General features: G+C 67.2%; 16 protein-coding genes. 1 reads left to right on the plus strand and 15 read right to left on the minus strand.

Annotated features, from left to right (window positions below):
* Positions 1 to 7: 7 nt before the first annotated feature.
* From AC58D2_RS00985 to AC58D2_RS01040, 12 genes are all read right to left on the minus strand, one after another.
* On the minus strand, positions 8 to 2,140 hold the full coding sequence (locus tag AC58D2_RS00985; protein WP_497386451.1) for a right-handed parallel beta-helix repeat-containing protein: 2,133 nt from the start codon (positions 2,138 to 2,140) through the stop codon (positions 8 to 10).
* A gap of 40 nt (positions 2,141 to 2,180) precedes the next feature.
* Positions 2,181 to 2,951, minus strand: coding sequence for an enoyl-CoA hydratase/isomerase family protein (locus AC58D2_RS00990; protein WP_497386453.1), 771 nt, complete (start codon positions 2,949 to 2,951; stop codon positions 2,181 to 2,183).
* Positions 2,948 to 4,069 carry an ABC transporter substrate-binding protein gene (locus AC58D2_RS00995; protein ID WP_497386455.1) on the minus strand — a complete coding sequence of 374 codons (1,122 nt, stop codon included), beginning with the start codon at positions 4,067 to 4,069 and terminating at the stop codon, positions 2,948 to 2,950. Before AC58D2_RS00995 ends, AC58D2_RS00990 begins: the two co-directional genes overlap by 4 nt.
* Entirely contained in the window at positions 4,069 to 5,256 is a 1,188-nt protein-coding gene (locus AC58D2_RS01000) for a CaiB/BaiF CoA transferase family protein (protein WP_497386457.1), read from the minus strand. The genes AC58D2_RS00995 and AC58D2_RS01000 overlap by 1 nt, the downstream gene beginning before the upstream one ends.
* 16 nt (positions 5,257 to 5,272) lie before the next feature.
* The gene (locus tag AC58D2_RS01005) at positions 5,273 to 6,019 is read right to left on the minus strand and encodes an SDR family NAD(P)-dependent oxidoreductase (protein WP_497386459.1); all 747 of its coding nucleotides are present in this window, start codon (positions 6,017 to 6,019) and stop codon (positions 5,273 to 5,275) included.
* Positions 6,016 to 7,206: an aldose 1-epimerase family protein gene (locus AC58D2_RS01010; protein WP_497386461.1), complete on the minus strand. Its 1,191-nt coding sequence runs from the start codon at positions 7,204 to 7,206 to the stop codon at positions 6,016 to 6,018. Before AC58D2_RS01010 ends, AC58D2_RS01005 begins: the two co-directional genes overlap by 4 nt.
* Positions 7,207 to 7,272: 66 nt before the next feature.
* Positions 7,273 to 8,397 carry a fumarylacetoacetate hydrolase family protein gene (locus AC58D2_RS01015; RefSeq protein WP_497386463.1) on the minus strand — a complete coding sequence of 375 codons (1,125 nt, stop codon included), beginning with the start codon at positions 8,395 to 8,397 and terminating at the stop codon, positions 7,273 to 7,275.
* Entirely contained in the window at positions 8,394 to 9,215 is an 822-nt protein-coding gene (locus tag AC58D2_RS01020; RefSeq protein WP_497386465.1) for a kinase, read from the minus strand. Before AC58D2_RS01020 ends, AC58D2_RS01015 begins: the two co-directional genes overlap by 4 nt.
* Complete coding sequence (locus tag AC58D2_RS01025; protein ID WP_497386467.1) at positions 9,205 to 10,164, minus strand: 2-hydroxyacid dehydrogenase; 960 nt, start codon at positions 10,162 to 10,164, stop codon at positions 9,205 to 9,207. The genes AC58D2_RS01020 and AC58D2_RS01025 overlap by 11 nt, the downstream gene beginning before the upstream one ends.
* The gene (locus tag AC58D2_RS01030; RefSeq protein WP_497386469.1) at positions 10,164 to 11,801 is read right to left on the minus strand and encodes a rhamnogalacturonidase; all 1,638 of its coding nucleotides are present in this window, start codon (positions 11,799 to 11,801) and stop codon (positions 10,164 to 10,166) included. The genes AC58D2_RS01025 and AC58D2_RS01030 overlap by 1 nt, the downstream gene beginning before the upstream one ends.
* Before the next feature lie 36 nt (positions 11,802 to 11,837).
* Positions 11,838 to 13,475 (minus strand): rhamnogalacturonidase, encoded by a 1,638-nt coding sequence (locus AC58D2_RS01035; RefSeq protein WP_497386471.1) that lies wholly within the window; start codon positions 13,473 to 13,475, stop codon positions 11,838 to 11,840.
* Positions 13,472 to 15,556, minus strand: a complete 2,085-nt coding sequence (locus AC58D2_RS01040; RefSeq protein ID WP_497386473.1) for a right-handed parallel beta-helix repeat-containing protein — start codon at positions 15,554 to 15,556, stop codon at positions 13,472 to 13,474. The genes AC58D2_RS01035 and AC58D2_RS01040 overlap by 4 nt, the downstream gene beginning before the upstream one ends.
* A gap of 92 nt (positions 15,557 to 15,648) precedes the next feature.
* Here AC58D2_RS01040 and AC58D2_RS01045 point away from each other — a divergent pair, with 92 nt between their 5' ends.
* Positions 15,649 to 18,282 carry a glycoside hydrolase family 2 TIM barrel-domain containing protein gene (locus AC58D2_RS01045; RefSeq protein WP_497386475.1) on the plus strand — a complete coding sequence of 878 codons (2,634 nt, stop codon included), beginning with the start codon at positions 15,649 to 15,651 and terminating at the stop codon, positions 18,280 to 18,282.
* Positions 18,283 to 18,287: 5 nt separating this feature from the next.
* Here the strand turns inward: AC58D2_RS01045 and AC58D2_RS01050 are convergent, their stop codons facing one another.
* From AC58D2_RS01050 to AC58D2_RS01060, 3 genes are all read right to left on the minus strand, one after another.
* The gene (locus tag AC58D2_RS01050; protein ID WP_497386477.1) at positions 18,288 to 19,052 is read right to left on the minus strand and encodes an SDR family NAD(P)-dependent oxidoreductase; all 765 of its coding nucleotides are present in this window, start codon (positions 19,050 to 19,052) and stop codon (positions 18,288 to 18,290) included.
* Between the two features lie 23 nt (positions 19,053 to 19,075).
* A complete protein-coding gene (locus tag AC58D2_RS01055) occupies positions 19,076 to 20,518 on the minus strand; it encodes an aldehyde dehydrogenase family protein (RefSeq protein WP_497386479.1) in 1,443 nt (480 codons plus the stop codon).
* A gap of 143 nt (positions 20,519 to 20,661) precedes the next feature.
* On the minus strand, positions 20,662 to 23,001 hold the full coding sequence (locus AC58D2_RS01060) for a glycoside hydrolase family 95 protein (RefSeq protein WP_497386481.1): 2,340 nt from the start codon (positions 22,999 to 23,001) through the stop codon (positions 20,662 to 20,664).
* Positions 23,002 to 23,100 lie beyond the last annotated feature (99 nt).

Raw genomic sequence — 23,100 nt, forward strand, 5'->3', positions numbered from 1 at the left:
ACCACGGTCACTCGCCGGCGGGCTTCGATGCCTGCGCACCCTTTGGATCGTTGCGGCCATAGGTCCCGCTGCCGCGGGGCAGCGCCGGCGGCAGATCGCCTTTCGGCCGGGGCCGGTAGTCGCGATAAGCGGGGACGCGGCTTTCCTCCTCCAGCCCCGCATTGCCCATCACGTGCCGTGCGCCGCCCGGCCAGCTGTTGAAGCGGACGAGATGATCGTCCTCGATCCGGTTGTTCATATAGGCGTTCCAGATTCCGCCGACATTCGTCGCCTGGTGCCAGTTGCCCCGCGCGACATTGTTTCGGGAATTGGTCCGCCCCGGTTGAAAGGCGTGGGCGGTGTTGACGTTCAGCCACTGGCGGACATCGCCTTCGACCACATTGTCGCGAACGGTGAAGCCGCGCGACCCCTCGTCCAGATAGAGGGCGACGCGCGGGCCGATATCGAAGATGTGGTTCTCGGCGATTACGCAGTCGGTGCAGGCCGACAGGTTATAGATGGCGCCGCCGTCGTCGGCGACCTGCTTGACGTCGTAGACGCGATTGAAGGCGACGATTGCGTCGCGGCGGATCGTCGGCGTGTCCCAGACCGGATTGACCCCTGAATCATAACCGCGCTGGCGTGCGCGGTAGTTGGGATTTCCGCCCTGGTCGACATAGCCCCAGCCAAAGCCGATATCGATGCCGTCGTACGGCGCGTCGGAAATGTCGTTGTGGATGATGATCGAATCGTCCCAATAGGTCGCGATCAGGGCGGCATTGTCGGTATAGTCGCGCCCGACCCCCTGGATCAGGTTGCTGCGGATCATCAACTGGCGATTGGTCAGCCCCGGATCGGACGGGTGATGCGCGTCGGGCCGGACCCCTCCGGCGACGATGGCGCCGCCCGAAAGGTCGGCGAACAGATTGTCGCGCACGGTGACGTCGACCGTGGCCAGACCGACGCCCGAAATATTGGCATTCGCATCCATCCCGATCCCCAGCGCATATTGGCCGAGATGCGCGAAGATATTCTCGCTGATCGTCACATGCTGTGCGGCCGAGATCTGGACGGCCGCCGGCATCTGGCGCCAGGCGTTGCGTTCATTTTCGAACTCGGGACAGCCCTGCCGGCACATGGTCAGCGCGTTAGCGGGAAAGGCCCTGGACGCCCCGGCGATAAAGGTCCCGCTCTGCTGGTTCGCATATCCGTCGCGCGACGGGCCGGTCCAGCTTGTATGCGAAAAGCGGAAACCCGACAGCGTCAGATCGCGGATCGGATGCTCGACCGTTCCCGCGACGCTGACGAGCGCGGACAGGCGTGGCAACTGGACGTCTACGCTGGCCATGTCGACGCCCGCGGCCGGCTTGTAATAGAGCTTGCCGGCTTCGGGATCGAGATACCATTCGCCCGCTTCGTCGAGGAAGGCGAGGGCGTTGGACAGATAGAGGCGCGCCGCTTCGGGATGAAAGGGGTCGGGGATCGTGTCATAGCCCCAGACATTGTTGTTCCAGGCGGGTTGGCGCATGTCGAGCCGCGAGCCCGTTATCCGGTCCACCGGAGAGAAACGGTGCGTGAAAAATCCCGTTGCCTCGACGTCCACGTGGCGCTCGCCCGCCGCCCCTGCCGCTGCCTGGGCGCTGGCGCCGACAAGGCTGATCCCGCCTTCGTCGAACGTGGCGTCGGCGCGGCTGATTTCGGTGCGGGCGCGCCGGGCAAGACGGCCGTCGACCCACAGCTGCCGTGCCGGCAGGCCTTTCGGGACGTCGGCGACATAGATATTGTGTGCGCTGTCCTGAAGCCGCCAGCCGGCGACCGCCATGCCTCCGGTAATCAGCGGGCGCGCATCGTCGGCCCCGCGCCAGCGCACGGCAAAGCCGTTCCGCCCGCCGTCCCTGGCGGTGAAGACCAGCGGTCTGGTCAGCGCCCAGCGCCCTCCGTGGACGATGACGGTTACGTCCCGGTCCGCATTCGCAGCGCGGACCGCGGCCTGTGCACGCGCCAGGGTACGAAACGGTGCGTCGGCGGTTCCGGCGGCCGTGTCGTCGCCGTCGGGGGCGACATGATATTCCACCGATGGCTTGTCCCAGCTCGTCTGGGCGGTCGCCGCCCCCGCGCTCGCCGCGCACATTGCGACCAGCATCGTCCGTCGCATCATCATCCGGATCTCCCTTGGTTCCCGCCTTCCGCGCGGGCCGATATCAGCGTCGGCGAAATTGCGGCGGCCGCTTTTCCGCAAAGGCCGCGCGCCCCTCTTTCGCATCCTCCGTCGCAAAGCAGATCGCCTGGAGGTCGCGTTCATATTCCATCGCCTTGTCGAGCGGCATCGATACCGCGGCGCGCAGGTTGAGCTTCGCGGTTTCGGCGGCGATCGGTGCGCGCGAGGCGATGGTCGCAGCGAGTTCGCGAGCGCGGTCCATCAGGCCCTCGGGCTCCACGACTTCGCTGACGAGTCCCCATTGCAGCGCGCGCTGCGCGTCGATCATGTCGCCCGACATGATCATCAGCGCGGCGTTGGACAGGCCGATCGAATGCGCCAGCATCGCCGCCATGCCGCCGCCGCCGATCCAGCCGAGCTTGATCTCGGGCGCGGCGAAGCGCGCTGTGCTCGATGCGAGGCGGATATCGCACGACAGGGCGGTTTCCAGCCCGCCGCCGAGCGCATAGCCGTTCACCGCGGCGATCGTCGGCTTCAGCAGGCGATGGATCGCGTCGCAATAATCGGACCGGTTGCGAAAATCCCACGGCGTCGCATAGCGATCGAGTTCCGAAATATCGGACCCGGCGCAGAACGCCTTTGGCCCGGCGCCGGTCACGATCACGCAGCGGATCGCGTCGCTGTCGTTGCATTCGGTCACCGCCTCGACGATCGCCTTCGCCATCGCGGGGGTTGCGGCATTAAACTTGTCGGGGCGGTTGAGCGTGATCGTGGCGACGGCACCGTCGATGGTGAACTGGACCGTGTCGGTCATGGCAGGCGGCTCCGGGTATAGGCGGCCTGCAACTCTTCGAGCAGGGCCGCGTGTCGCACGGGGGAACGGATCGCGTCGCGGATCAACGCGGCCGCCTCGGTCTGAAAGGCGATCGCGCCGTCGTGGCGCGGGCGGATATGGGCGGCCTCGAGCGTCGCCGCGGTGTTCCGATAGAAATTGCCCCACCGCGCATTGACCGCCTCGTCGTGCCATGCCGAACGCCGGCTCGGCTGGCCGTCGTGCGCGGGGATGAACGCGCTTTGCGCTTCCTCGCTCATCAGCCAGCGCAGGTGGGCGATCAGGGCCGGCGTTACGCGGCACCGCGCCGAAATGCCGATTCCGGTGCCGCCGAGAGTCGAGCCGGGGGCGCCGTCGGCACAGACCCGCGGGGCATCGGTGAAGGCGAGGGGTTTCGCCGCGGTATCGGCTGGCGCCGCATAATTGACATACCCATAGACCAGCGGACACAGCGCGACATCGTCGTGCGCGGCCATGTGGCCCAGGATCCCGATCGGATTCAGGCCGCGTACCGACGCCGGGCTGCGCGCGGCAAGCGTCGCCATGATATCGAGGGCGCGTGCGCCGGCGTCCGCCGAGACGAAAATGCCGGGGTCGTCCGCCGCGCATCGCTCGCCGAGCGCGGCGACGATCGACTGGAAAGACAGGACGCTGTGCGGACCGGCAAGCGACAGCGCCACGGGTGCGCGTTCGGACAGAGTGACGACCTCGTCCCATGTTCGCGGCGCCTCGCCCACCAGATCGGGGCGGCGCGCCATGACCTGCGTGGCGGCGTCGAGCGGCAAGGCCCAATGGCGCCCCTCGTAGCGATAGCTCGCGAGGCTGGGGCCGATGCTGTCGGCCTCGAGCGCCGCGATCTCGCCCGCATCGAAATGATCCTCCAGCGGTTGCAGGCATCCCGCCGCGACGGCTTCGCCGACATGCGGATGGTCGAGCACGACCAGGTCGTAGCGCGCGCACAGGTCGGCGATCGGGTGCGCTTCGAACCCTTCGAGCGGATGCCTGTCCCATTCGAGCGTGTCGTCGGACAATCCCGCCGAGGCGGCGGCAAGCGCGGTATAGCCGCGCGGATGGTCCCAGGTCAGGCCGCGGTAGTGCATCAGTCCTGCTTCACGACGCCGCCCGCGAGCAGGCGGTCGATCTCGTCGGCGGCGATGCCCGCTTCGGTCAGGATATCGCGCGTATGTTCGCCGACCTGCGGCGCGCCGCGATCGAGCGCGGCGGGGCTTTTGGAAAAGCGAATGGGAAAGCCCGGCGTCTTCACCCGGCCTTCGCTGGGATGGTCATATTCGATAAAGCTGCCGTTGTGCTTGACCTGCGGGTCTTCGACCAGATCGGCATAGCCGTGGACCGGGCCCGCCCAGACGCCGGCGGGCAGCAGGATGTCGAGCCACTCGGTCGTCGTCTTTTCCTTCAGTCGCGCGCGCGTCTTTGCGAAGATCGCATCGCGGTGAGTCCAACTGTCGGTCTCGTCGTCCATTCCGGCGAAGCTCGGCTCGCCGATCAGGCCGCCGAAACTGTCGAGACTGGCAAAGGCAACGACGATATGGCTGTCCGCGGTTTCGAACACGCCATAGGGCGCGCGGATATAGCTGTGGGCATGCGGCTCCGCGGATCGCGTCTGCGGTTTGCCGCCGACCGTGTGGACCGAGATTTCCTGCATCTGCACCGCGGCCATCGCGTCGAGCATATTGACCTGCACAAGCTGTCCCTCGCCGGTGCGTTCGCGGTGCAGGAGCGCGGCAAGCGCGCCCTCGAAGGCGGTGTAGGCCGTGACCGCATCGGCCAGAAATTGACCGGCGGGCTGCGGCGGATCGCTTGCGCGCCCGGCCGAAAGCATCGCCCCCGACAGTGCCTGGAGCAACAGATCCTGTCCCGGACGATCGACATAGGGACCGCTCTCGCCATACCCCGACATCGAGACATAGACGAGCCGCGGATTGATCGCGGACAGCGTGTCGTAGTCGACGCCGAGGCGCTTGGCGACGCCAGGCCGGTAATTCTGGATGAAGACATCGGCGGTCTTTACGAGATCGAGCAGGATCGCCTTGCCTTCGGGGGATTTGAGATCGACCGCCAGCGACCGCTTGTTGCGGTTGAGCGAGAGGAAGGAGACGTTGATCCGGTTGCCGCGCGCCCCGCCCGCGGAGGCGTGGCGCTGCCATTCGCCGGTGACCGGTTCGACCTTGATCACATCGGCGCCCAGGTCGCCAAGCCGCTGCGCCGCGAACGGGCCCGCCATCGCGATCGAGCAATCGAGAACTCGATAGCCGCTCAAAATTCCCATGATCCGCTGCTTTCCTTTAATGCATGACCCAGCCGCCGTCGACGTTCAGCGTCTGGCCGGTGATGAACCCCGCCGCGTCGGAGGCAAGGAAGGCGAGCGCTTCGGCAATGTCGTCGGGGGTGCCGCGGCGCTTGACCGCCTGATGATCGAGCACGAAACGCATATAGCCTTCGGGGTCGGGGTGGATTTTCTCGGCATCGGTGGGAAAGGCGCCCGGTGCGATCGCGTTGACCGTAATCCCCTCGGGGCCGAATTCGCGCGCCCACGCCCGCGTCAGGCCGACCAGCGCTCCCTTCGACGCGACATAGGGGGAGAGCAGGGCCCAGCCGCCGTAGAAGGTGACGCTGGCGATGTTGACGATGCGCCCCCAACCGCGCGCCCGCATCGTCGGCCGCGCCACCTGGACGGCGACGATCGCGGCGTCGACATTGACCCGCTGGACCGCCTGATGCTCCTCGACCGTAAAGTCGTCGAAGGGTTTGGACGGATAGATTGCGGCATTGTTGATCACGACATCGAACCCGCCGGTCGTGGCGCTCGCTTCGGTCAGGGCGGCGCGAAAGCCGTCCAGGTCCGCCATGTCGGCGGCGACCAGGTGCAGGCCCCCGGCGTCGCCCGCCGCCTCGCGGAGCGCGGCGATCTTTGCCGGATCGTGATCCACCGCGACGACGCGCGCTCCCTTGGCGAGCAGTGCCAGCGTGGAGCGCAGCCCGAGGCCGCCCGCGGCGCCCGTGTAGAGGATGGTTTTGCCCGCGACGCTCATGCCCGTCCCTCCTGCACGGCAATCGGGCGATAGGTGCCGGTGGGTTCGGGATAATCGCTGTCGGGCTGCGGTGCGATCGCGCGGATCCGGCTTTCGCTGGCGGCGATCGCGTCGGCGCCGTCGAGAATGCGAAACACCGTGTCATATGTGCGTGCGTCGCCATGCTCGAGCCAGATCAGTTCGCCGCGCTCGCGCGCGAACGGTTTGCCGAGCACATGGTTCGTGGAGGGTTCGATCCCCAGGGCATATTGGCCCGATTGCAGGTTCTGCCACTGGTACTGGCAGGGGAATTGATCCTTGCGGGTCACCACTTCGATGCCGAGTCCCGCGACATCGTTGACCAGCGCGACCGGCACGCTGCCGGCGGCGTCGGCGACCATCTCGTGCTGCCAGACCTGTTCGTGAAAATTCATCTGCGGCGCCGGCAGGGTTCGATATCCGACCCCCTGCTTGCGATAATCGGCGCCCGCATGGGCCGCCCACACGGTTTCGGCAATGGGGGCCAGATAGCGCGATCCATCGGCAAGGACCGGGTGGCCGACATTGATATGATAGCAATACATGTGCGGCGTCCGGTAGAAGCCGTGATTGACGACGCGGTCGTGCAGGTGGATTTCGTCGCCGCCCACCTTCGCCTCGATCCGGCGGATCAGGTGAAGGTCTTCGCCGAATACGGTCGACTGCTGCACGACGCCCTCGCACCACAGGGTGCAGTCGTCGCCGTCCCACCGCTCGCCATAGCCGGTCAGCCGCGCCGGGATCGTCCCGACCCGTCCGTGGAGGGAGGAGGACACCGTTTCGCGAGGGCCGTAGACATAATGGCTCGCATCGTCGTCGTCCATGAACAGCGTGTGGTCGAGCCCGCAGGTGACGACGAGGCCCGAAAAGGAGCGCAGCCAAGCGAGGCCGCCTTCGCCTTCATATTCGTGCAATCCGGGGTGGCGGAAGCCCGCGGGCGAATTCCACCCGATCGCGCGGCCGTTATGTTCGCAATCGGCGATGTCCAGCGCGCGGTCGACGAGGACGGTGAAGCGCAGTCCGGTCCCGGTACGGAACTCAAGCATCCGGATGCCGCGCTCAACGCCGTCGCCCAAGATCATCAGGCGCACCCCGGCGAATTGCGACAGCGCCCCGCAATGCGCAGCGACGTCGCGACGGCTCATGCTGCGGCCGAAGAGGTCGACCATGAAATTTCCTCTCTGCTGTTATGGGCAAAAGCATATACAGAGAGATCAATTCAATCAATAGATATATCAGTCAAGCAATCCGCGCCGCGCGAGATTGCGCATCAGGGCGCCGATCCCCCGCGTCCACGGCGGGGCGCCCGCGCTGGTGCATACGGTGTTGGTCAGCGTTCCGAGGCGCGGGTTCGCGATGCTCACCACATCGCCGACCTTGTGGGTAAAGCCGCGCCCGGGTTCGTCGCGATCCTGCGTCGGGGCAAAAAGCGTGCCCAGGAATAGCACGAAGCCGTCGGGATAATGATGCTCGCTCATCGCCTGGCGCAGCAATTCCTCGGGATCGCGGCTGATCTGGTCCATCGAGCTGCTGCCTTCGAGGCGATAGCCTTCGGGTCCGTCGATGGTCAGCTCGACCACGGCACGCCGGATGTCCTCCATCCCGAAGCCGTCGTCGAACAGGCGAATGAACGGACCGAGCGAACAGGAGGCATTATTGTCCTTCGCCTTGCCAAGCAGCAGCGCCGACCGCCCCTCGAAATCGCGCAAGTTCACGTCATTTCCAAGCGTGGCGCCGACGGCGCGGCCGTCGGGTGCGGCGACCAGGACAATCTCGGGCTCGGGATTGTTCCAGCTCGAATCCGACCGCACGCCGATGTCGCCCCCCGCGCCCACGGTCGAAAGCACGGGCGATTTGGTGAAGATTTCGGCATCGGGGCCGATCGCGACCTCCAGATATTGCGACCACAGCCCCTCGCCGATCAGCGCATCCTTCAGCGCCACAGCGGCATCGGTTCCGGGGACGACCGACCGGATGCTGGCGCCGACGCGTGCCTCGAGCGCGTCGCGGATGGCGCCCGCGGCCGATGCGTCGCCGCGCGCCCGCTCCTCGATCACCCGCTCGACCGCCGACAGCGCGAAGGTGACGCCGGCGGCCTTCACGCATTGCAGGTCGATCGGCGACAGCAATTCCAGCGAAGCGCCGATGTCTTCGAGCGGACCGAGCACGCGGCCCGATCCGGCGGCGAAGGCGCGCGCCTCGATCAACGCCGCGACGGTGGGCGCCACGGCGCTCATGTCATGGACGATGCCGCGGTCCACCAGGATCGGGCTCGGGCCGTCGGCGGTTTCGATGCGGCCGAGCAGCCTGGCCTCTCGCCAGTCGTCGCAGAGCCAGTCGAGCGAGAAGGAAAGCGTCATCGGGATGGGTCCTTGGTTTCGGCGCGAAGCACGCGCCGGTTGGTGTCGAGGTGAAGGGTCAGGTCGGCGCGGCCCGGCATTTCGGCCAGGATATGCCGCGTCAGCCGCTCGTAATGCTGAATGAACCGGGCGATCGCGGCCGCGTCCATCAGCCGCGCGCCGCCCGGATCGCGGGCCCGCAGCCCGTCTTCCTGTTCGGCCCGCCAGCGGTGAACAATGTCGAAGCCGGGGGCCGCGAGAAGGATCAGGCGGTCGATCCGGTCGAACAGCGCGCGATAGGGGCCGGCGAGCATCGCGTTGACGCGCCGCCGCCAGATACCCTCCGGGTCCCGTTCGGTCTCGAGCGCGTTGACGGGCGCGGGGAGTTCTTCGACATCCTGCGGGCACGCACCGACGCACCAGCCTTCGAACAAGACGATGTCGAACGGGGCCTCGACCGTCACGGGCGCGACGCGGTCGTCGATCGCCTTGTCGAACCGCGGCATCTCGACCGGCCCGTGCCGTGCGAGCCGGTCGAGCAACGTCAGGCCAAGCGCGGCATCGTGCGTGCCGGGAACCCCGCGCACCGCCAGAAGCGGGTGCACCGACCGGCCCAGCGCGGCGCGCGCGGCGGCGGACCGATAGAGGTCGTCGAGCGAGAGGATGGTCGTACGATGGCCGGCGCCGTCGAGCCGCGCGACCAGATCGCCGGCCAGCGTCGATTTGCCGCTGCCCTGTGCGCCGCAAAGGCCGACGACCAGCGGGCGCGGGCCGCGGGGCGCGGCGATCCAGTCCGCGATGGCCGCGCCGGCGATGTCGACCGCCCCGTCAGGCGACACGATCGGGCAATTCGTTGCCGGCGAACCAGGCTGCCAGATTGGCGGCGGCGCGCAGGCCCATCGCGGTGCGCGCCTCGATCGTCGCGCTGCCCAGATGGGGCAGCAGCACCGCATTTTCGCAGGCGAGCAGTCGCGGATCGACGGCGGGCTCGCGTTCATAGACGTCGAGGCCCGCCGCCGCGATCGTCCGTGCGGCCAGTGCGTCCGCCAAGGCCCCCTCGTCGATCGCGCTGCCCCGCGCCGTATTGACGATGACCGCACCGGGTTTGAGCCGTGCCAGCAGCGGCGCGTCGATCATGTGCCGCGTTTCGGGGCCGCCGGGCACGTGGAGCGACAGGATGTCGGCATCGCGGGCCAGCGATTCGAGCGTCGGATGAAAGATCGCATCGCCAGCATCCGCCGCTTGCCGGCGGCTGAAATAGGCGATCTTCATGCCGAACCCCGCGCGGGCGCGTTCGGCGGTCGCGCGGGCGATGCGGCCGAAGCCGACGAGCCCCAGCGTCTTGCCGGACACCCCCTGCCCGATCAGGTGGGTGGGACGCCAGCCGGTCCAGGTCCCCGCGCGCAGTTCGCGCTCGCCTTCGCCGGCGCGGCGTGTCGCCATCAGCATCAGCAATATCGCAAGATCGGCGGTCGCCTCGGTCAACACGTCGGGGGTATTCGTCACGGCTATGCCCGCGCGCCGCGCCGCGGCGAGGTCGATATGTTCGAATCCCGCGCCGAAATTGGCGAGGATCTTGACCGTCGCACCGGGCGTCGCCAGCAGGTCGGCATCGAAGCGGTCGGTTATCGTCGGGCAAATGGCGTCGAACCGCGTCATCGCCGCGCGCAGCGCCGCATCGTCCAGCGGCACGTCGCCGGCGTTGAGCTCGACGTCGTAATGCGTGCGAAAATGGCTTTCGACCGCTTCGGGCAATTTGCGGGTGACGAGAAGGCGGCGCTTGCTCATCAGGTCAACTGCACCGTATCGACCGCCTTCACCGTGCCGCCGTTCCGCGCAATCACGGCGTCGCCGGGCGTGTGGAGCGAACGCAGCCCCGACACGAAGCCACTGCTTTGGGTGTCGAACAGGATCGCCGGCCGGGCATCGGGCGTTTCGGTGACGAAGCTGCAATCCACCGCGGCGACCCGCTGCGCACGCCGAACATACAGGCCGTGCGCGGGCAGCGTCTTCATGAAGCTCGGCTCCAGGCTGCTCGTGCGGCGCTCGGGCGGTTCCAGCGCCGCGTCGGCGGCCGTCCCGCCGCCTGCGCTCGATACATGGACGTCGGAGAAGGTGACGTCGCGGATGATCCCGCCCTCGATCCCCACGACCCCGCAGGCATAGCGGCCGTTGGCGCCCGACACGTTGATGTTGTCGAAGCGTACGCGCTGCACCGTTGCGACGCCGGCGTCGCGCGGCGCGCGGTTGCGCATGGACAAGCGGACGAAGATCGGGTGGTTGACGATGTTGCGCATCGTGATGTCGCTGAACGTCACGTCCTCCAGCGTCCCGCCGTCGATCGCTCCCATTTGAAGACCGCGCGAATTTTCGCACGTGCACCCCGTCACCAATATGTTGCGGAAGCCGCCGACCGAGTCGGTTCCCAGCTTGATCCGCCCCAGCACCCCGACGTCGTCGGGCGCCCGATAGTCGGACAGCCGATAGGTGCCGTCGAGCATCGTGCCGAGCGCATAGCCGCTCGTCTTGCAGCCGATAATCGTGACGTCTTCGCACATCACCTTGCGTTCGAGGGCATAGCTGCTCTTCAGGACGATCGCGTCGTCCTTGTGCGCGTTGACCGCGCAGTTGCTGATCCTGACGTCGCGGCAGCAGTCGATGTCGATTCCGTCGCGGTCGGTGTCGACGCGCAGATTGTCGATCGTCATGCCCGAACATCCGAGCGCATACATGCAGAAGTGGCCGCCCTGCAGGATGGTGATATCGCGCAACAGGATGTTTCGGCAATTTTTGAAGGCCAGCGCCTTGTTGCCCTTGCCTTCCTCGGCCAGTTCGGCGGGATCGCTCAGCCGCGCCTCATGCGGGTCCATTCCGCGCTCGCGCGGCGATATCCAGCCCTTGACGCCGTGCCACTTCGGTCCCGGACCCTCGCGGCGCAGCCCCAGCCCGTGAATCATGCCGGGACCTAGCACGGCGACGTCGCTGACGCCGTCGCCATAGATCAGGCTGTTGTGATAATGCGCCAGGCCGTAGTCGACATATTGTTCTTCATAGACACCCTCCGGCAGGTCGTAGCGGCCCGGATGTTTCGTGGGGTCGGCGGCTTCGAGGACGGCCCCCTGGGCGAGCACCAGCGTGATGTGGTCCCGGAGTCGGATGGAGAAGGACAGATAGCGGCCGGGGGGGACGACGACGGTGCCGCCGCCGGCACGCGAGGCGGCGACGATCGCCTTGTTGATCGCGTCCGAATCGACCGTGCGTCCATCGCCCTTGGCCCCGTAATCGCGGACGTCGTGAAACCCGGAGAGCGATCCGGTGGCGCGGACGATCGACGGGCTCATGGCGGCGGCGGTGCCGATGCCCAGCAGTGCGGCGCGCCGGCTGACGTCGGCGCGGTCCAGCATGGAATGCGAAACTCCGGTCATAAATTGTCCTTTTCGGGAAGGGGAACGGGCGAGGGATCAGCCGAGGGTCCGCACGTCGCCCAGCGCGATATCGCTACTTGTGTGCTGCACGACGGCATTGTCGCGCGGCTGCGCAGAGGTCACGCCGTCGATCGTCGCGCCCTGCACGTCGTCGAGCCGGAAGAGCGGCCGCGCGTCGGGCGTGTCGACGATGAACCCGACGTTGCGGACGGTCAGCCGCCTGGCATGCCGGGCATAGAGGCCCTGGGCCGGCAGGGTGCCGAGATAGCTGACCTCGAGGCTCGACGTCGGGCGTTCCTGGGGGGTGCGGGCGGCATCCGCGGCCGTGCCTCCTCCGGCGCTCTGCACAAGGATGTTCGAAAAGCTGATATCTTCAACGGGGTAGCCTGCCTGTCCGGTCAGCCCGCACGGAAAGCGGGGGTTCGCGCCGGAGACGTTGATGTTGTCGAAGCGAATACGGCGGCATTTGCCGATCGCGGTGCCCCTGGGTGCGCGCAGGCGACCCGATTGATGGACGAAGAGCGGATGGTTGACCGGATCGCGCATCACGATGTCCGATACGATCACGTCTTCCATCGTGCCGCCGTCGACCACGCCGATCAAAAGGCCACGGCTTGCTTCGCACGTGCAGCCCGAAATCAGGATGTTGCGAAATCCGCCGTTGGTTTCGGTCCCCATCTTGATCCGGCCGAGAGGACCGATCTTGTCCGGGGCCATGTAATCCGACTTGCGATAGCTGCCGTCGAGCAGGCTGCCCATCAGGTAGCCGCTGGTCTTGCAACCGGTGATCGCAATATCCTCGCACAGCGTCTTGCGCCCCAGCGCATAGCTGCTCTTGAGGACGATCGCGTCGTCCTTTGGCGCGTTGACGATGCAGTCGGACACGCGCACGTCGCGGCAGCAATCGATGTCGATGCCGTCGCGGTCCGTATCGATCGTCAAGGCGTCGATCGTCATGTTGGTCACGCCATGCGCGATGACGCTGAAGTGGCCCGCCTGCAGAATGGTGAAGTCGCGCAGCAAGATGTTCCGGCAGTTCATCAGCCCGATCGTCTTGTTCGCACGCCCGACCTGGGCGCGCTCCTTCGGATCGCGAAGCCGCAACTCGCGGGGAGAAAGGCCCAGGGCTTTCGCGGACTGCCATCCATCGACGCCGTGCCAATGCGACCCCGGTCCTTCGCGATCGAGCCCCAGCCCGTGCAGCATGCCCCGGCCGACGATCGCCGCGTTGCGGACCCCGTCCCCATAGATCAGGCTGTTATGGACGTGCGTGATCCCGAAGTCCTGGAACTGTTCCTCCAGATAATTTTCGGGCGCATCATAGCTGCCGGGATGCGTATCCGGATCGGCCGCCTCGATGATCGCGCCGGATGCAAGCGCGATGGTGACATCGTCCCGGAGTCGAATGGAGAAGGACAGATAGCGGCCGGGGGGGACGACGACGGTGCCGCCGCCCGCACGCGAGGCGGCGTCGATCGCCTTGTTGATCGCGTCCGAATCGACCGTGCGCCCATCGCCTTTGGCCCCGTAATCGCGGACGTCGTGAAACCCGGAGAGCGATCCGGTGGCGCGGACGATCGACGGGCTCATCGCGGCGGCGGTACCGATGCCCAGCAGCGCGGCGCGCCGGCTGACGTCGGCGCGGTCCAGCATGGAAGGCGAAACTCCGGTCATTGGCCGCTCCGCTTTCCGGCATAGGGATTGGCGCGCGCGCGGACATCTCCATAGGCGACGTCTCCGGCGGAAGGTTCGATTCCGGCATTGGCCATCACCGCTGTTGCATCGGCCGGCCAGTCGTCGCCGGTGACCGGGTGGTCGTCCTCGATCCGGTTGTCGAGATACGCCGTCCACCAGCCGCCGACCTCTCCGCCGTTGTGCCAGTTCCCCGTCGCCAGATTGTCGGTCGAGATCCGCAGCCACATCTTCACCGCCGGAGTCACGGCGTTGATGTTCAGCCAGGTTCCGGCATCGTCGACGACATTGTTCCGAACGGTGATGAATTTCGAGCCTTCGTCGAGGTAGAGCGCGATGCGGCGATTGAGGTCGAAAATATGGTTTTCCGCAATCACCGTTCCGCGGCTGGCCGACAGATTGTAGATCGCGCCGCCGTCCTCGAAATGCTTTTTGGTGTCATAGATGCGATTATAGGCGACGACGACGTTGCGATGCGTCGTCGGGGTTTCGTAGACCTTGTTCTGCGGCCAGTCGTAACCGTGCATGCGGGTGCGGTAGTTGGCGTTGCCCCCGGCATCGTGCATCCCCCAGCCATAGCCGATGTCGATCGCGTCATAGGGGGTGTCGCTGATGTCGTTATGGACGATCTGCGCGCCGTCGACATAGGTCGAGAGGATCGCGCTGTTGTCGCTGTAATCCTTTGATACCGATTGGATCAGATTGTTGACGATCGTGAGCTGGCGATTGGTCATCCGCGGATCGGACGGATGGTGCGCGTCGCGCCGGACGCCGCCGGCGACGATCGCGCCGCCGGCAAGGTCGGTGAAGACATTGCGCGAAACCACGACGTCGACGGCGCCCAGGCCGACGCCCGAGGCATTGGCGCTCGCGTCGTTGCCGATACCGAGCGCATATTGGCCGAGGTGCGCAAAGATGTTGCCGTCGAACCGTATCCCTTCGGCGGCCGAAACCTGGACCGCGGCGGGGGTCTGCGACCATTCGTTGCGCACGCTTTCGAACTCGGGGCAGCCCCATTTGCAGGTCAGGAGGGGATCGGCGGGGTATGCGGCGGCCCGGCCGGTAAGATAGGATCCGCTCTGCTGGCTGGCATAGCCTTCGGGTCCGTTGGGACCGCGCCAGCTGGCATAGGAAAAGCGCAGCCCGCTGATCGTGACGTTGCGGACCGGCGCATCATAGGTGCCGGCGATGTGCATCAGGCTTTCGAGCCGCGGCAATTCGACGTCGAGCTTCGCGATGTCGGTGTCGACCGGCGGGCGATAATAGAGCTTGCCCGCGCCGGCATCGAGCACCCACTGGTTGGGCCGTGTCAGGAAGGCAAGGTCGCCGCGCAGATAGAGCTTGCCATCGTCCGGATTATAGGGGTGCGCGAGGGTGTCATAGCCCCAGATATTGTTCGCCCAGCCAGGCTGTTTCATCACCAGCATCCGGCCTTCGATCCGGTCGACCGGGGCGAAGCGCGTGGTGAAATGACCGAGCCCCATCAGTTCGAGGCCGCCGCTACGGCCCAGGCGCGACAGGTCGCCCGCCGCCGGGTCGTTCACCTCTAGGCCTTCGTCGGTAAAGCGCACCTTGCCGCGATCGAGTTCGATCGCGGCGCGATCGGCCATCCGGCCGTCGACGAACAGGTGCCGGCTCGCCAGGCCGCGCGGAACGTCGGCGACATAGATATGGCGCGCCTTGTCGTGCAATTTCCATCCCGTCACGGCGATTCCGCCCGACAGCACCGGATGGGCGCCGGGCGCCGCGGTCCAGGTGACGGTCCATTGCTTTTGGCCGCCGTCGGGGGCGGTCAGCGTAAGCGGTGCGTCGAGGCGATAGGTCCCGCCGGCGATGCGGACGACGACGTCGCCGTTCCTGTTGGCATCGCGAACCGCCGCTTGCGCGCGGGGCAGGGTGCGGAAGGGGTGGGCGGCGCTGCCATCGGCCGTGTCGTCGCCGGCTGGCGACACCGCGAAGGTGACCGTCGGGCGCGTCAATCCCTCGGTCTGTCCGGCGGCCTGCGGCGCGGCGAGGGTGGCGCCCAGCACCGCAAGGCTTATCGGACCGATCTTGCCCGGCATATCGCTTCTCCCCGATTTTGCGTTCGGCGACGTTATGCCTTGGCGTTTCTGAGATATCAATATATGATTCTTATATTTCAGAAACGCGGGAGATGGATGTGCGGTGGTTCGCGACGATTTCAGCTTTGGTCCTGGCGGCTGCGACGCCGGCGCAGGCGCGCGATGCGCAGATGCTGTCCGACGGCTGGACGTTCCGCTTTGGCGTCACCGATGAATCGCCGGTCCGTCCAGCCGTCGACGAGGCCGAATGGACCGGGGTCGCGGTCCCGCATACCTGGAACCGTCTTGGCAACAAGGGCACCGAACGCGACGCGACGATCAATGCCGAACGCGGCATCGGCTGGTATCGTCGGGCGCTATGCGCCCCGGCGGCGGGCCGGCGCAGTTTCCTGGAATTCGACGGGGCGAGCATCGTCGCCGACGTCTGGCTCAACGGCGTCAAGCTGGGCCGTCACGAAGGCGCCTTTTCGCGCTTCAGGGTCGACGCCACCGCCGCGATGCGGCCGGGGTGCGACAATCTGCTCGCCGTGCGGACCGACAACAGCAAGCCCGAACCGGGCAGCGCGACCTGGCATGTCGTGCCGCTGTCGGGCGATTTCATGATGTTCGGCGGGCTCTATCGGCCGGTCACGCAGATCAGCGTGGATCCCGTGCATATCGACCTGATGGATCATGGCGGACCCGGCGTATACGGCCATGTCGCGGCCCTGAGCGATGCCGCGGCCGACGTCGTGGTGCGTACGCGCATCGCCAACGACGGTGCGCGGGCTTCGTCGGCGCGGCTGGCCATCGCCATCAAGGATGCCGATGGGCGCGTCGTCGCACGCGACGAGGGGCGGATGCCGCTCGCGGCAAAGACGGTCGCCAGCGACGAGCGACGCCTGCGCGTCGCGGATCCGCATCGATGGGACGGGCTTGCCGATCCCTATCTTTATCGCATCGTCGCCGAAGTGCGCGATCCGGCGGGCAGGCTGCTCGATCGCGTCGAGCAGCCGCTGGGCCTGCGCACGATCGCGATCGATCCCGACAAGGGATTCTTCCTCAACGGCAAGCCATTGAAACTGCACGGCGTCTCGCGTCACCAGGATCGTTTCGCAAAGGGCTGGGCGATCGATGTCGCCGACCATGAAGAGGATATGGCGTTGATTCGCGAGCTAGGCGCGAACACGGTGCGGCTCTCTCACTATAACCAGGCGACGCCTTTTTACGACCTCGCCGACCGCAACGGCATGATCCTGTGGGCCGAATTGGGCTTGGTGAACCAGACGGCGCCGAAGGGCGTGCGCGACACCCCGCCCGCGATGCTGGCCAATGCCGAGATGCAGCTCACCGAATTGATCCGGCAGAATTACAACCATCCGTCGGTCGCAATGTGGTCGATCGGCAACGAGGTGACGAACTGGAGCTGGAAAGGGCTGACCCCCTCGAACCCGCGCCCGCTGATGGAGGCGCTGAACCGGCTCGCCAAGCGTGAGGACCCGACGCGCCCGACGACGATGGCGAGCTGTTGCGAGCCGATGCCGGGCGACGAGGACGATCGCCCGATCCTCTCGGGGATCGCCGATACGGTCGGGTTCAACCTGTATATGGGCTGGTACGGCAAGGGGTATGTCGACGAGGTGGAGGGACTGGGCGCCCACCTGACCGACTTGCACCGCAAATTCCCCGGACTGCCGATCTCGCTCGGCGAATATGGCGGCGGCGGCGCGATCAGCCAGCACACCGACAATGTCCACGGCGGCAAGATCATGAATGTTTCCCGCCCCCAGCCCGAGGAAATCGAAAGCTATATCCACGAACGGTCGTGGGATCAGGTCAAGCGGCTCGACTGGCTGTACGGCGCGTGGGTGTGGCAGATGTTCGACGCGGCGAGCGAGGTCCGCGAAGAGGGCGATACCACCGACGTCAACACCAAGGGGCTCGTCAGCTTCGACCGCAAGGTGAAGAAGGACGCCTTTTATTTCTATAAGGCGGCGTGGCGGCGCGACGTGCCGGTGCTGCACCTGACGGGCAAGCGCTATATCGACCGCGCCTATCGCACGGTCGATGTCCGCGCCTATTCCAACCAGCCGCGCGCGCGGCTTTCGGTCAACGGTCGCGATGTCGGCTGGACGGGCTGTGCCGACGCGGTCTGCGTCTGGAAGGCGGTCCGCCTCGACCCCGGCGCGAACAGCCTGGTCGCCGAAGCCGGGGCGGTGCGCGACACCGCCGAATGGCGCTATGACGGCGGCGCGAGGGACGTCCATATCCGCAGCGGGACGCTGACCGGCGCGGTCGTGGACGGGGTCCGCTATGGTTCCGACAATTATTTCGAAGGCGGCAAGGGCGTTCCGCTCAACCGCTTCCGCCGCGAAATCTACGCCGCGCCGGGTAGCGAGGCACAGGATCCGCAATTGCGGGTCGCCGGCGCCGAGGCCCTCGCGCTGTATGAAAATTATCGCACCGGCCTTGCCGCCTATCGGGTTCCGGTGGCGAACGGCCGCTATCGGGTGACGCTGCACCTGTTCGAGCCGGTCGAGGAAGCGGCGGGCAAGCGCGTCTACGACGTCGCGGTCAGCGGCGGCGCGGTGCGGCGTGCGGTCGATCCGTTCGCGCTGGGGAAGGGGAAGCTGAAGGCCGCGACGATCCGCCTGTCCGCGACGGTCGCCGACGGGATGCTGAGGATCGACTTTACCCCGCGCGTCGGCGAACCGATCGTGTCGGCGGTCGATATCGTCGCCGAATAGGGGCGTCAGAAGGCGTGGAGCGCGCCGCCGTCGACCGCGAGCACCTGTCCGGTGACGTAGGCGGCGGCGGGCGAGGCGAGATACTGCATCGCCAGCCCGACATCCTCGGGCGTCCCGAAACGGCCCATCGGAATGCGGCGGTCGATCCGCTCGACCCGCGCCGGGTCCCTGGCACTCGCGCTCTGGAACAGCGGCGTGTCGATCCAGCCCGGCGCGACCGCGTTGACGCGCACGCCGCGAGGCGCGAGCTCGGTCGCCAGCGAGCGGGTCAGGCCGACGAGCGCCGCCTTCGCCGCCGAATAGCCCGCGATCTCGGGAATGCCGAGGAACGACGCCATCGACGCGGTAAAGAGGATCGATCCGGCGCCATGCGCCGCGATCTGGGGCAGGAATGCGCGGGTGAGGGCGAACGCGCCCGATACATGGACGTCGAGCACCGACTGAAACTCGCCCGGCGTCATCGTGTCGAGGGGCTTTTTTACGGTGTTGCCGGCATTGTTGACGAGAATCGATACCGGCCCGTGCGTGTCGGCGATGCGCGCCGCGAAATCCGCGGCGCGGTCGACCGCGGTGACGTCGAACACGTCGGCCGCGACATCGCCGAGCGCGGCCTGCGCGCGCGCCAGCTTTGCCGCGTCGGTGCCGACGATCGTCACCGCGGCCCCCGCACGGGCCATGCACCGCGCCGTGGCCAAGCCAAGCCCGCTGCCGCCGCCGGTGATCAGGGCATGGTGGCCGGAGAGCGCGAAGGGCGACGGTGTGTCGGACATGGCCTTCTCCCCGACCGGCGCCGTCAGTCGGCGGTGTAGACGGTCTTGACCTGCGTGTAGAATTCGACCGCGGCGAACCCTTGTTCGCGCGGGCCATAGCTCGATCCGCGCGTGCCGCCGAAGGGGACGTGATAATCGACCCCCGCGGTCGGCAGGTTGACCATCACCATCCCGGCGCGGACGTGGCGGCGGAAATGGCGGGCGTGTTTCAGCGAGCCGGTGACGATACCTGCGGACAGGCCGAAGTTGCCGCGATTGGCCAGATCGAGCGCCTCCTCATAGTCGCGTACCCGCACCGTCGAGACCACGGGCCCGAACACCTCTTCGGTATTGATCCGCATGTCGGGCGCGGTATCGGCGACGAGGGCGGGGCGCATGTAATAGCCGGGGGTCGACAGCCGCAGCGCCTCGCCGCCGGTGACGAGGCGTCCGCCTTCCTGTTGCGCCAGTTCGACGTAGCGAAGATTCTGCGCGAACTGCTGCTCGCTCGCGGCGGGGCCGACCTGGGTGTCGGGGTCGAGCGCCGCGCCGACCGTCAGCGCCTGCGCGCGGTCGGCGAGCGCGGCGACGAACCGGTCGTGGATCGCATCCTCGACGATGACGCGGCTCGACGCCGTGCAGCGCTGGCCGGTCTGGAAGAAGCCGCCGTCGAGTGCGATCGCGACCGCTTTGTCGAGATCGGCATCGGCAAGGACGACGAGGGGATTCTTGCCCCCCATCTCCATCTGTACGCGGGCTTGCCGCGCCATTGCCGCGACACCGACCTTGGCCCCGACCTCCTGCGACCCGGTGAAGCTGACCCCTGCGATATCGGGGTGCGAGGCGATCGCCGACCCGACGCCGCCCTGGCCGAGCACAAGATTGAAGATGCCGGCCGGCGCGTTGAGGTCGTCGGCGACTTCGTGGATGATCGCCGCGAGTGCGTGGGCGGTCGCGGGGGTCGAATTCGCGGGCTTCAGCACGACGGTATTGCCGAAGGCCAGCGCCGGCGCCGCCTTCCACGCCGGAATGGCGATCGGGAAGTTCCACGGCGTGATCAGGCCGAAGACGCCGACCGCTTCGCGATAGGTGGCGGCGTCGACACCGGGGCGCGTCGATTCGAGGGTGAGACCGTGGCGGCGCAGCGCCTCGCCGGCGAAATATTTGAAGATGCGCGCGGCGCGCATCACCTCGCCCGTCGCTTCGGCGCGAGTCTTGCCTTCTTCACGGGCGAGGAGTTCGCCGAGTGCGGCGGACCGGGCAAACAGGGCGGTTCCGACGCGGTCCAGCAGGTCCGATCGCAGCTCGGGCGTCGCTTGCGACCAGGCCGGAAACGCCGCATGGGCGGCGGCCACCGCCCGGTCGACGTCGCTGGCGTCACCGGCCGGATAGGTCGCGACGACCTCGTCGGTGTCGGACGGGTTCAGGCTTTCGAACGGCGTGTCGGCGGCGACGGCGGTGCCGCCGATGAAATGGGTGAGCTGCATGATGGTCCTCGCTGGCCGGTTGCACGACGAAAAGGGCGAATGGACAAGGCGGGCGTCGCGCCGCGCCTTCCGAATCCGCTTATAATCGGCCCCAGGGTGGGGCGTAAATAGAAATATCGTATGATTATATAAGCGGCCAGCGATCAGGCGAAATCGCCGGCGTCCAGACGGATCGACCGGCCGGGGGTGCCGCGAATCCGCGCCCGCCCGGCAGGGCTGCGCACCTCGAAATCGACCGGCTGTTCGGGGTGGAGGTCGACATGCTCGACCTGGCCGTCCCGCCACGCGAGGTCGACCGTGCAGCCGCCGCAGACCCGGACGCCGCGCAGCGCGCCTTCGCGCCATGACGGGGGAAGGGCGGGCAACAGGTCGATCGACGTGCCGTCGCCCTGAACCAGCATCTCCGCAATGCCCGCCGCGCCGCCGAAATTGCCGTCGATCTGGAAGGGCGGATGCGCGTCGAGCATGTCGGGATAGGTCCGGCCGGGCGAGAGCAGGTCGATCAGGATACGGTGGGCGCGCGCGCCATCGCGCAGCCGCGCCCACAGGTTGAGCCGCCATCCGAGACCCCACCCGGTCGCATCGTCGCCGCGCATGTCGAGCGATGTGCGCGCGGCGGCGGCGAGGTCGGGCGTGCCGCGCGCATCGATCTGGAAGCTGGGGTACAGCGCATAGAGATGCGAGACATGGCGGTGGTGCGGGTCCGGCGCGTCGGCGTCCCAGTCTGCCTGCCACTCCTGAAGCTGCCCGCCGCCGCCGATCCGCAGCGGCGCCAGCCGGGCGCGCATCGCCGCCATCTCGCCACGCAAGTCGGGATCCCGATCGAGCAGTTCGGCCGCCTGGCCGGCGCGATCGAACAGGTCGCGCAGGATCGCCATGTCCATCGTCGGCCCGGCGCACAGCGTGCTGCCATGACCATGATCATTCTCCGGCGAAAGCGAGGGATTGGTGACCATGAACCCCGTCGCCGGGTCGCGCACCAGCGTGTCGAGGAAGAATTGCGCCGCGCCGCGCAGCAGCGGATAAATGCGATCGAGCCAGCGGCGGTCGCGGTGGTAATCCCAATGATCCCAAAGCTGGCAGGCGAGCCAGGCGCCGCCCGTCGGCCACAGGCCGGTGCGGGCATGGTCGACGGGCCCCGACGCGCGCCACAAATCGGTGTTGTGATGCGCCACCCAGCCGCGCGCGCCATACATGTCCCGCGCCGTGCGGGCGCCCGACACCGCCAGTTCCTCGACCATCCGCACCAGCGGCTCGATACATTCGGCCAGATTGGCGCTGTCGACCGGCCAATAGTTCATCTGGGTGTTGATGTTGATCGTGTATTTCGAGCCCCACGGCGGCTGGTTATGCTCGTTCCATATTCCCTGAAGGTTCGCGGGCTGGCTGCCGGGGCGCGAACTCGCCAGCATCAGATAGCGGCCGAACTGGAAATAGAGGGCCGCGAGCGACGGGTCGTCGCCGTCGGCGGCGTGTTCGAGCCGCTGGTCGGTCGGTTGATGCGCGCGCTTGCCGCGCGGCAGATCGAGCGCGACGCGGCGAAACAGCCGTCGATGCTCGGCGACGTGCCGTGCGCGCAGGTCGGCCAGTGGCCGCGCCGCGGCGGTGTCGAGTGCTGTGCGTACCCGCGCCGCCGGGTCGCCCGATACGTCGGTCGGCGACCGGTGGCTGGTCGCCGCGGCGAACAGCAGCAGGATGGCGCGTGCGCCGGTCACGCGCAGCGTCGCGCCGTCGGCGGCGACCTCGCCGCCCTCGACCAGGACCCGCGCCCGCGCCTCGAACGAGAGGCGTCCGGCGATTCCCCGGTCGGCGTTGTTTCGCCCGCGCATGATCAGGTCGGGTCCGCTGGCTTCGATACGGGCGCGCTGGCCCGAACTCAGCGAGAATTCGGCATCGATCGGAGCACCCCCGCCGCCGATGGCCACAACGATCACGCCATCGACCGAAGAGGCGAAGACCTCTCGCGTATAGGCGACGCCGTCTGCGACGAACTGCGTTCGCGCGATCGCGGTGTCGAGGTCGAGTTCGCGGCGATAGTCGATCGCGCTGGTCTCGTTGACCGCGAGCAGGTCGATATGGAGATCGCCGAGCGCCTGATAGGCCATTTCGCGCATCGGCACGGCCTGGATATCGGCGTCGGCCAGTTCTTCCGCCTCGGCGTGACGTCCCGCGAAGATCAGGTCGCGGACCTTTGGCAGCGCGGCGCGCGCACGCGGATTGACGTTCGAATAGGGGCCGCCCGACCATAAGCTGTCTTCGTTGAGTTGCAGGCGTTCGCGCTTGATGCCGCCAAAGACCATCGCGCCGCGATGCCCGTTGCCGACCGGCAGCGCCTCGGTCCACATGTTCGCGGGCTTGCCGTACCAGAGCAGGGAGCGGTGGACCGGCTCCGCCGCGCTCGCCGGCGCCGAGGCGAGCAGGCCGGGAGCGACGGGCGCGACCAGCCCGGCCTGCAACAGGGACCGCCGCGACATATCCATCATCACTCTCCCGATACGCATTTTATATCTGATAACAATTTGATCATTTATTCGACCAATGCAAGCGGCATGCGCTGACAACGGTGACAGCGCCGTCCCGAT

Source organism: Sphingopyxis sp. CR5, from assembly GCF_059693785.1.